Annotated in this window: 9 protein-coding genes; 4 read left to right on the top strand and 5 right to left on the bottom strand. The window is 66.3% G+C overall.

From position 1 onward, the window contains the following. Positions 1-206 precede the first annotated feature (206 nt). Positions 207-995, bottom strand: a complete 789-nt coding sequence (locus tag IFT65_RS18010; RefSeq protein ID WP_249405216.1) for an alpha/beta hydrolase — start codon at positions 993-995, stop codon at positions 207-209. Positions 996-1,042: 47 nt separating this feature from the next. Then, positions 1,043-2,005, bottom strand: a complete 963-nt coding sequence (hemH, locus tag IFT65_RS18005; RefSeq protein ID WP_192082789.1) for a ferrochelatase — start codon at positions 2,003-2,005, stop codon at positions 1,043-1,045. A 163-nt stretch (positions 2,006-2,168) separates the two neighbouring features. Here hemH and IFT65_RS18000 point away from each other — a divergent pair, with 163 nt between their 5' ends. The 4 genes from IFT65_RS18000 to tatC all read left to right on the top strand — a co-directional run bounded on the left by IFT65_RS18000 (position 2,169) and on the right by tatC (position 4,628). After that, the gene (locus IFT65_RS18000) at positions 2,169-3,062 is read left to right on the top strand and encodes a YSC84-related protein (RefSeq protein ID WP_192082788.1); all 894 of its coding nucleotides are present in this window, start codon (positions 2,169-2,171) and stop codon (positions 3,060-3,062) included. 79 nt (positions 3,063-3,141) lie between these two features. Continuing rightward, positions 3,142-3,372: a Sec-independent protein translocase subunit TatA gene (gene tatA, locus IFT65_RS17995; protein WP_188325498.1), complete on the top strand. Its 231-nt coding sequence runs from the start codon at positions 3,142-3,144 to the stop codon at positions 3,370-3,372. A gap of 15 nt (positions 3,373-3,387) precedes the next feature. Further along, positions 3,388-3,885 carry a Sec-independent protein translocase protein TatB gene (gene tatB / locus IFT65_RS18785; RefSeq protein ID WP_342029565.1) on the top strand — a complete coding sequence of 166 codons (498 nt, stop codon included), beginning with the start codon at positions 3,388-3,390 and terminating at the stop codon, positions 3,883-3,885. Next, positions 3,882-4,628, top strand: a complete 747-nt coding sequence (gene tatC, locus IFT65_RS17985; protein WP_188325497.1) for a twin-arginine translocase subunit TatC — start codon at positions 3,882-3,884, stop codon at positions 4,626-4,628. Before tatB ends, tatC begins: the two co-directional genes overlap by 4 nt. A 94-nt stretch (positions 4,629-4,722) precedes the next feature. Here tatC and IFT65_RS17980 read toward each other — a convergent pair whose 3' ends face one another. From IFT65_RS17980 to IFT65_RS17970, 3 genes are read right to left on the bottom strand one after another with little or no spacing between them, the layout of a single operon-like run. Next, complete coding sequence (locus IFT65_RS17980; protein WP_188325496.1) at positions 4,723-5,622, bottom strand: BPSS1780 family membrane protein; 900 nt, start codon at positions 5,620-5,622, stop codon at positions 4,723-4,725. A gap of 51 nt (positions 5,623-5,673) precedes the next feature. Then, positions 5,674-6,420 (bottom strand): glutamine amidotransferase, encoded by a 747-nt coding sequence (locus IFT65_RS17975; protein ID WP_192082787.1) that lies wholly within the window; start codon positions 6,418-6,420, stop codon positions 5,674-5,676. After that, the gene (locus IFT65_RS17970) at positions 6,392-8,203 is read right to left on the bottom strand and encodes a GspE/PulE family protein (RefSeq protein ID WP_249405213.1); all 1,812 of its coding nucleotides are present in this window, start codon (positions 8,201-8,203) and stop codon (positions 6,392-6,394) included. Before IFT65_RS17970 ends, IFT65_RS17975 begins: the two co-directional genes overlap by 29 nt. Positions 8,204-8,323 lie beyond the last annotated feature (120 nt).

Here is an 8,323-nt window from a genome sequence, read left to right as displayed (position 1 = left end):
TGCGCCGATGGTAGTGTGGCTCAAGCCATGCGAGAGTAGGTCATCGCCAGGGTTCATACCCCGAAAACCCCGTTGCTCACGCAACGGGGTTTTTTTTATGCGCGAAATGGGGGTAACGGCCGCCAGCCGTCGACGTCCTGGCGCTGCGCTCGCCGAGCGTGGCTCGGCGCTACCGATACTGGCTCGGCGCTACCGCAAACGCGGTTTCATCCCATGAAGGCGGAGATGATCGCGGCGACATCCGCCGGTCGCTCCATGTGCACGTGATGCGTGCCGGGCAGCAGGGAAAGTTGACCTTGCCGCAGGTGCTTCAATCGCTCACTGCGCAGAGGCTCTGGATAATAAGATTGCGCCGGCGTGGCATAGATCACCTGCACGGGGCAGGCAATCGCCTGCAGCAGGTTGTCGATCTGGCCTTCGGTAAGTCGTAGCGCGGTCGGCAGCATCAAGCGCTGATCACTGCGCCAGCTATACCCCCCCGGCACCTCACGTACGCCCCGTTCCACCAGCAGGCGGGCGTTGGCTTCGCTCAGCTGGTTGGCCATCATCCGGGCGCGGATGGGGGCCGCCATCGTGGGAAACACGCGGAGTGGGCGGCCGCTGCCATGGCGACTGGCCTGGACGTGATCGCGCAGCCGTTGGGCGGTTTCTTCCTCCGGTCCGCGCAGGCCACCCAGCGCCTCGATCGCAATCAGCCGCTCGACGCGCTCGGAAACGGCTGCCGTCAAGCTCGCGATCCCGGCCCCCATGGAGTGACCGAGCAGCGTGAACGTGTCCCAGCCCAACGCATCGGCCACATCCAGCACGTGGCAGATCGCCGCCGGCGTGGTGTAGCTGGCCCCCTGGGGCAGGTGGCTGCTGTGCCCGTGTCCGGGCAGGTCCAGCAGGGCAATGTCCCGTCCTGGCAGATGAGCAAGCAGCGGGACGAAGCTGGCCGCATTGTCCAGCCAGCCATGCAGCGCCAGCACGCGCGTCCCCTCGCCCGCTCGACGCAGTCCGCTCGCCGTCTGACCGCCAAGGTCGAGGGTAAACGGCTCCAGGCTCACCGCAAGGTGTCCTCCGCCAGCTCTGCCAAGGCCGCAGCGTGCGCGGGGTCATCGTTGAGGCAGGGAATGTAGCGCATCTCGGCGCCACGTTCGGCCAAGGTACGGCCGAATCCGAGCGCCACTTCCTCCAGCGTCTCCAGGCAATCGGTGGCGAAACCCGGGCAGACGACGTCGATCTGTTTCACGCCTCGTTCGGCGAGCGCCCACAGGCTCGGCTCGGCATACGGCTGCAGCCATTTTTCGCTGCCGAACCGCGACTGATAGCCCATCTGCCATTCGTCTGCAGACAAGCCCAGCGCCTCGGCGATGGCGGCCGCGCTTGCCTCGCATTGACGGGGATACGGATCCCCCGCATTGGCGACGCGTTGCGGGATGCCATGGAACGAGAACATCAGCATCTGCCCACGCCCGTTCTGCTGCCACCACTGGCGGATGGACCCGGCTACCGCAGCCACCCACGCGGGGTGGACCGGATACTCCTTGATCAGCGTGACCTGCACGTCCGGATTGCGGCGGCGCCATGTGTCCACCAGGTCCTCGACCGAGGCCGTGGTGGTGGTCGAATACTGTGGGTACAACGGAAGGACGGTCACACGGCGGATACCGGCTGCCTTGGCGGCGTCCAGTTCAGCACCCAGCGCAGGGGACCCATAGCGCATCGCATGCCGGACCCGGCGCCCCGGCATCAGCTGCTGCATGGCGAGCGCGAGGTTCCGCGTGTGCACCATCAGCGGGGAGCCGTCTTTCAGCCAGACCTGCGCATACTTTTCCGCCGAACGGGGGCCGCGCAAGGGGAGGATCACCCCGTACAGCAAGGGCTTCCAGAAAATGCCCGGGATCGCGACCACGCGTCGGTCTGACAGGAATTCGGCGAGGTAACGCCGGACCGCAGGCGCGGTGGGCGCTTCGGGGGTGCCTAGGTTGACCGCAAGCACGGCGGAATCGGGAGCGTCGAGCATCAGCTATTGTCGCCTATACGGTCTGCGGGAGGGATGAGACTGCTCTCGGACTGCAATCAACGAGCTGAATCGGAGACCGACCCTGCTCAGAACAGATTCATTTCCGGGCGCCTAGTTTCAACAACTTGCTATATCTTCTTCGTGAACTGATACGGAGTCCGACATGCCTCGTTTTCGCCTTACTCTGCTGGTGACCGCCGGCCTGCTGTTGACCAGCCAGGCTGCGCTGGCCGGACCCCAGGAAGACCAGCGTGCCCGCAACGCGGTGCGCGTGCTGGCCGAGATCCAGGGCATGCCCGAGCAGGGCATCCCGGACAAGCTCCTGGATGAGGGCCGCGCGGTCATCGTCATTCCTGACACCATCAAGGCGGGTCTGGTGATCGGTGGTCGTCGCGGCCATGGCCTGATGTCGGTCAAATCGCCGGATGGCAGCTGGTCCAATCCGGTCTTCATCAAACTGACCGGCGGCAGCATCGGCTTCCAGGCGGGTGTGCAGTCGTCTGACGTGGTGCTTGTGTTCCGCAACGACCGCAGCCTGGAGAATCTGGTCAATGGCAAGTTTACCCTCGGTGCCGACGCCGGAATCGCGGCCGGTCCGGTGGGCCGCAATGCGGCCGCCGCGACCGATGGTCAGCTGAAGGCAGAGATCTGGTCGTGGTCGCGCGCACGCGGTCTGTTCGCCGGCGTCGCGTTGGACGGTGCGGTGCTGCAGATCGACGATGCTGCCAACCTTGACGCCTACGGCAGTGGCACGACGCCGCGGATGATCTTCGAAGGGCGTGCCGCCGGCGCGCCTTCGATGGACGTGGTGGCATTCAGGGATCGCCTTGAAGAAGCGACCTATTCAGCACGCAACAACCGCGGCACCAGTGCGACTGCGCCCGCACCGCGCAGCGCCGCACCGGCGGTGCAGACCGCACCCCAGGTAACGCCACCGCCAGCGGCGGAAGCGACAACCGTGCCGATGCAGAACGTTCCGGCCGCGCCGCCGCCGCAGCAGGGCTTCCAGCCGGTGACCGAAGGCGAGATCCGTACCGAGTCGCTCGACGGCAACTGACTTCCAGCATGCGCACCGGCCCCCGGTCGGTGCGCTATGCTCGGGGTCCTGATTACTGAAAAACAATTGCGAGCATGTCATGGGCAGTTTCAGCATTTGGCACTGGTTGATCGTGCTGGCCGTGGTCCTGTTGGTGTTTGGCACCAAACGGCTGACCAGCGGCGCCAAGGACCTCGGCTCGGCGGTCAAGGAATTCAAGAAGGGCATGCGCGACGAAGACAAGCCCGGCGCGCAGCTGGGTGATGAGTCGCGTCAGGATGCCTCGCGCAGCAGCACGGTGCAGGACGAGCGCGACCGCGACCCGCGTTGATCCGGAGGCGGAGCGGTGTTTGATATCGGTTTCAGCGAGCTGCTGGTCATTGCGATCGTGGCACTGGTGGTGCTTGGCCCCGAGCGGTTGCCGAAAGCGGCGCGTTTTGCCGGGCTGTGGGTGCGCCGTGCGCGCAATCAGTGGGATTCGGTGAAGCAGGAGCTCGAGCGCGAGCTGCAGGCCGAAGACATCAAACGGCAGATGCAGGATGTGCGTCAGTCGATGCAGGATACCGAGAGCGAGCTGCGTGCCAGCGGTGAAGCTGCACGCCGACACGTGCAGGACGTGGATGCGCAGGGGCGCACGCTCGCCGACGAGATCCACAGCACCGAAAAGTTGAGTGAAACCTTGAGTACGGCTGCGCAATCCGTACCTCCGGCGATGCCGGAGGCGGACGCTGCGATCAATCCTGATCCGGCCCGGGTGACCGATGTGCCCGCCGTCGCCTCGCCTGCCCGCCCCGATCCCAACGACGTTACCGGTGATGCACGACGTCCGGAGAGCACGCCATGAGCGAGCATGAGTTCGGCGAGAGTTCGCTGGTGGAACACCTGGTGGAGTTGCGTGCGCGTCTGGTACGGGCGCTGCTGGGGCTGGGTGTGGTGCTGCTGGGCCTGTTGCCGTTCTCGCGCACGCTCTACACCTACGTCGCTGAGCCGCTGATCTCCCAGCTGCCCAATGGGCAGTCGATGATCGCCATCAACCCGGCCGGTGCCTTCTTCGCCCCGTTGAAACTGACCTTCTTTGTCGCCCTGTTCGTGGCGATGCCGTGGCTGCTGTATCAGCTGTGGGCGTTCGTTGCTCCCGGTCTGTACGCACGCGAAAAACGACTGGCCGTCCCCATCCTCGCCTCGTCGGTGCTGCTGTTCTACATCGGTTGCGCGTTCGCCTACTTCCTCGTGCTGCCGGCGGTGTTCCACTTCCTCACCACATTCCGACCGGACGTGATCGCCATTACGCCGGACGCGAACGCCTACCTGGATTTCGTGCTGGCCATCTTCTTCGCCTTCGGTGGCAGCTTCGAACTGCCGGTGGCGATGGTGATCCTGGTGTTGCTGGGATGGGTGAGCCCGGCGCAGTTCAAGGAAGGCCGCGGCTATGCAGTAGTCGGCATCTTCGTCCTGGCCGCCATCCTGACTCCCCCCGACGTGGTGTCGCAGCTGATGCTGGCGATTCCGATGTGCCTGCTCTACGAGCTGGGCATCCATGCGTCGCGATGGCTGGTACCGTCCAGCACCAAGCAGACCAGCAACTGATCCGCTGCGCCCGCCGGACGTGGCGCTAGCGGGCTGGTGTAGCGCCGAGCCACGCTCGGCGAGCACACGGCCCATCAAATCCAGTAATGGGATATCAGGCGTGGAATACGTTGGTGGGGCCGCTGTCGGGCAACGCCGGCGGCTCGCCTTCCGTCCCGAACATCTGCTTCCACGCGCTGTAGACGGCACCGGCGAACACCGGCATCACCACGCCCATCAGCAGCAGTTGGGCCGCGAACAGCGCCAGCATCGCGCCACCGACCAACTGGGCGATCATCGCCACGATCATCACCAGAAAGTACACGGCGAACACCGCCACGAAGGCGAGCAGGAAGAACACCAGCATCGGCAGCAGGTTGTGCGCGCAGGCGCGCAGGCTCAGGCGCAGTGCCTGCAGACCGTTGCGGTGCTCGAACATCACCTGCGGCGACAGCGTGAACAGTGCCAATGCGACGCCGATGAACACCACCAGCACGCACAGCAGCCACAGCAGGATCCTCCCCGCCGGCAGGCTGGCAGCCAAAGCCTCCATTTCCGCCGGACTGGGCTGGCCGCCGGATTGGCTGAGCTCGTTGAGTTTGGTCATCACCTCGCTCAGCTGGCCCAGCCCCGAGCTGCCGATGAGCAGCAGCAGCAGGATGCCGAGCACCAGCCCGGCCACCAGCTGGGGCAGCAGCGACACCAGCAGCTGCGGCGCGCGACCCTCGTGCAGGCCCTGCAGCAGGTGCGCGGGCAGCGCCGGCCGTCCCTGGTCGACCTCGCGTACCGCCCAGACCAGGCCACCGAAAATCAACGGGCCAGCCAGCGCCATCACCAGCTGCGCCGGCAGTGCGAGCACCGGCACCATCGTCGCCAGCGCCGTCACCAACAGGGCGGCCAGCGCCCAGATCACGCCCAGCGTGCCCAAGCCCACCGGCGCCTTGCGCAGCAGGGTGAAGCCGGACATCAGCCATTCCGCACCGGCGGATGCCGGAAGCTTGCGAATCTCGCTCATACGAATCCGAAATACAGGGGGAGGTGCAGGGCATCGCCCTGCGTCAGCCGATTATCCCTGTTTTATGACGGCGTGACCTGAAGCGTGGCGGGCCTGGCGCACGAAACGGCGCAACAGCTGGCGCGCCAGCGGTGCGGCACTGACCGCGCGCTCGATGCTGCGCGCGCAGCCACCGTGCTGGGTGATGCATTGCGCGCGGGCGCGGACGTAGCCGCGCATGTGGTGGGTGGCAAACTCGGGATGGAACTGCACGCCCCACGCGCTGTCGCCCCAGCGGAAGGCATGGCAGGCATCCAGCTTGGAGCGGGCCAGCACGGCGGCCCCATCGGGGGCGCGCAGCACCGTCTGCATGTGCGTGGCGTGCGCCGGGAAGCACGCAGGCAGCCCGGAAAACAGCGGATCGTCGCCGGCGGCCGGATCCAGGGACAGTTCGATGGTGCCGGATTCGCGGCCGGCCGGGTTGTAGGCCACTTCACCCCCGAGCGCATGCGCCAGCAACTGGTGCCCGTAGCAGATGCCGAACACCGGGGTCCCCCCGTGGACGGCATGGCGCAGCCACGTCGCGCTGCGCTCGCTCCATTCGGCGCGGTCGGTGACGTAGGCGGCCGACCCGGTCACCAGCACACCGGCGTAGTCACGCACATCCGGCAGCGCATCACCGTGCTCGGCGTCGACTACCCGCGTCTCGTGCTGTTCCAGACCTGCGGCGACGCGGATCCAGTGCGGAAAGCGCCCATAGCGACGCAGCGCCGCCAGGGGGCGGCCGGTCTCAATGATCAGGAAGGGCAGTGGATTCATCGGCGGCAGGGACGACAGACAGGACTTCCTCGATTGTAGTCAGCCCCAGGGCCACCTTTTCAAGGCCTGCCTGACGCAGGGTGCGTAGTCCGGCACCGCGCGCTTCACGCGAAAAAGCGGCCAGATCCATGTCGGCGCGGATCCGTCCACGCAGCCGCGAACCCAATGGCAGCAACTCATACAGCCCGATGCGGCCGAGGAAACCGGTGCGCCGGCACTCCAGGCAACCGACCGGACGGTACGGCGTTGCGGCATCTGGATATGCCATCTGGCCATCAGCCAGCACCGCCCAATCGGCGGCTTCGAGCACCTGCGGCACCTTGCAGTGGGGGCACAGCGTCCGCACCAGGCGCTGGGCGAGGATGCCGTTGAGGGTGGAGGCCAGCAGGTAATGCGGCACCCCCAGGTCGAGCAGGCGGGTGATCGCCGAGGGCGCGTCGTTGGTATGCAGCGTGGACAGCACCAGGTGGCCGGTGAGCGAGGCCTGCACCGCCATCTGCGCGGTTTCCAGATCGCGGATTTCGCCGATCATGATGATGTCCGGATCCTGCCGCAGCAGGGTGCGCACGCCGCTGGCGAAATCCAGGTCGATGTTGGTCTGCACCTGCATCTGGTTGAACTCGGGGGCGATCATCTCGATCGGGTCTTCCACGGTGCACACGTTGACGTCCGGCGTAGCCAGGCGCTTCAGCGTGGAGTACAGCGTGGTCGTCTTGCCGGAGCCGGTGGGGCCGGTCACCAGCACGATGCCGTGTGGCTGCTCGACCAGCGTGTTCCAGCCGGCGGCTTCCTGCGGACTGAAGCCCAGCTGGTCGATGCTCTTGAACGCCGCATCCGGGTCGAAGATGCGCATCACGCACTTTTCGCCGAACGCCGTGGGCATGGTGGAAATACGCATTTCCACCTCACGCCCGCCGGGGGAGCGGGTCTTGATGCGGCCATCCTGCGGCCGCCTGCGCTCGCCCAGGTCCATCCGGCCCAGCACCTTGATCCGGCTGACCACAGCGGTCATCACCGCGGGTGGGACCTCGAACACTTTGTGCAGCACGCCGTCGATCCGGAAGCGCATGCGCCCCATGTCCCGGCGTGGCTCCAGGTGGATGTCCGATGCGCGCTGCTCGTAGGCGTACTGCAGCAACCAATCGACGATGTGCACGATGTGCTGGTCGTCGGCATTGACGTCGCCGGCACGCCCCAGTTCCACCAGCTGCTCGAAGCTGGGCAGGGTGCTGCTGGTTTCCGAACGGACGTCGCCGCGCGCCCCCCGCACCGAGCGGGTCACGCCATAGAACTCCATCGTGTAGCGATGCAGGTCCAGCGGATTGACGACGGCCAGTTCGATCGTGCGACGGCTGAGATGCTGCAGGTCGCGGCGCCATTCCTGCGCCAGCGGCTCGCTGGTGCCCACCAGTACCCGCTCGCTGTCCACCGCCAGCGGCAGGAAGCGGTGTCGGCGTGCATACGCATGCGATACCAGCGAGGTCACGCTGGCCACGTCCACCCGCGTCGGATCGATGCGCAGGTAACGGGTACCAGTGCGCTTGGCCAGCCAATCGGTGAGCCGCTCCAGTCCCAGCTCGCCGCCGCCCGTGGCCGACAGCTTCAGGTTGGCCAGCAGCACCAGCGGATGCACGTCGCTGGCGTTCTTGGCGCCCTGTGCGGAGAAGCGGACACGATCCAGGTCCTGTGGCGCGATCAGGCCATCGGCAACCAGTGCCGCGGCCACCTGCTCGAACACCAGACGGCCCTGCGGCAATGGCATGGCACTGCCGGGGGAGGACATGTTCGGGTGCTGCTCCATCGACCAGGTTCCTTGTGGACCGCCTGTTGCGTTGAAAACCGCCGCCGCCAGGGGCCTGACGGCGTCCAGCGCCCGGCGGTGGTCGCTCGTTATACTAGCGCA

It is taken from the genome of Stenotrophomonas sp. CFBP 13725 (assembly GCF_014841935.1).
In the GTDB taxonomy this organism is placed as follows: Bacteria; Pseudomonadota; Gammaproteobacteria; order Xanthomonadales; family Xanthomonadaceae; genus Stenotrophomonas.
Note: the sequence above shows the minus strand (reverse complement) of the source record. Positions and strands in the feature narration are given on the sequence as shown.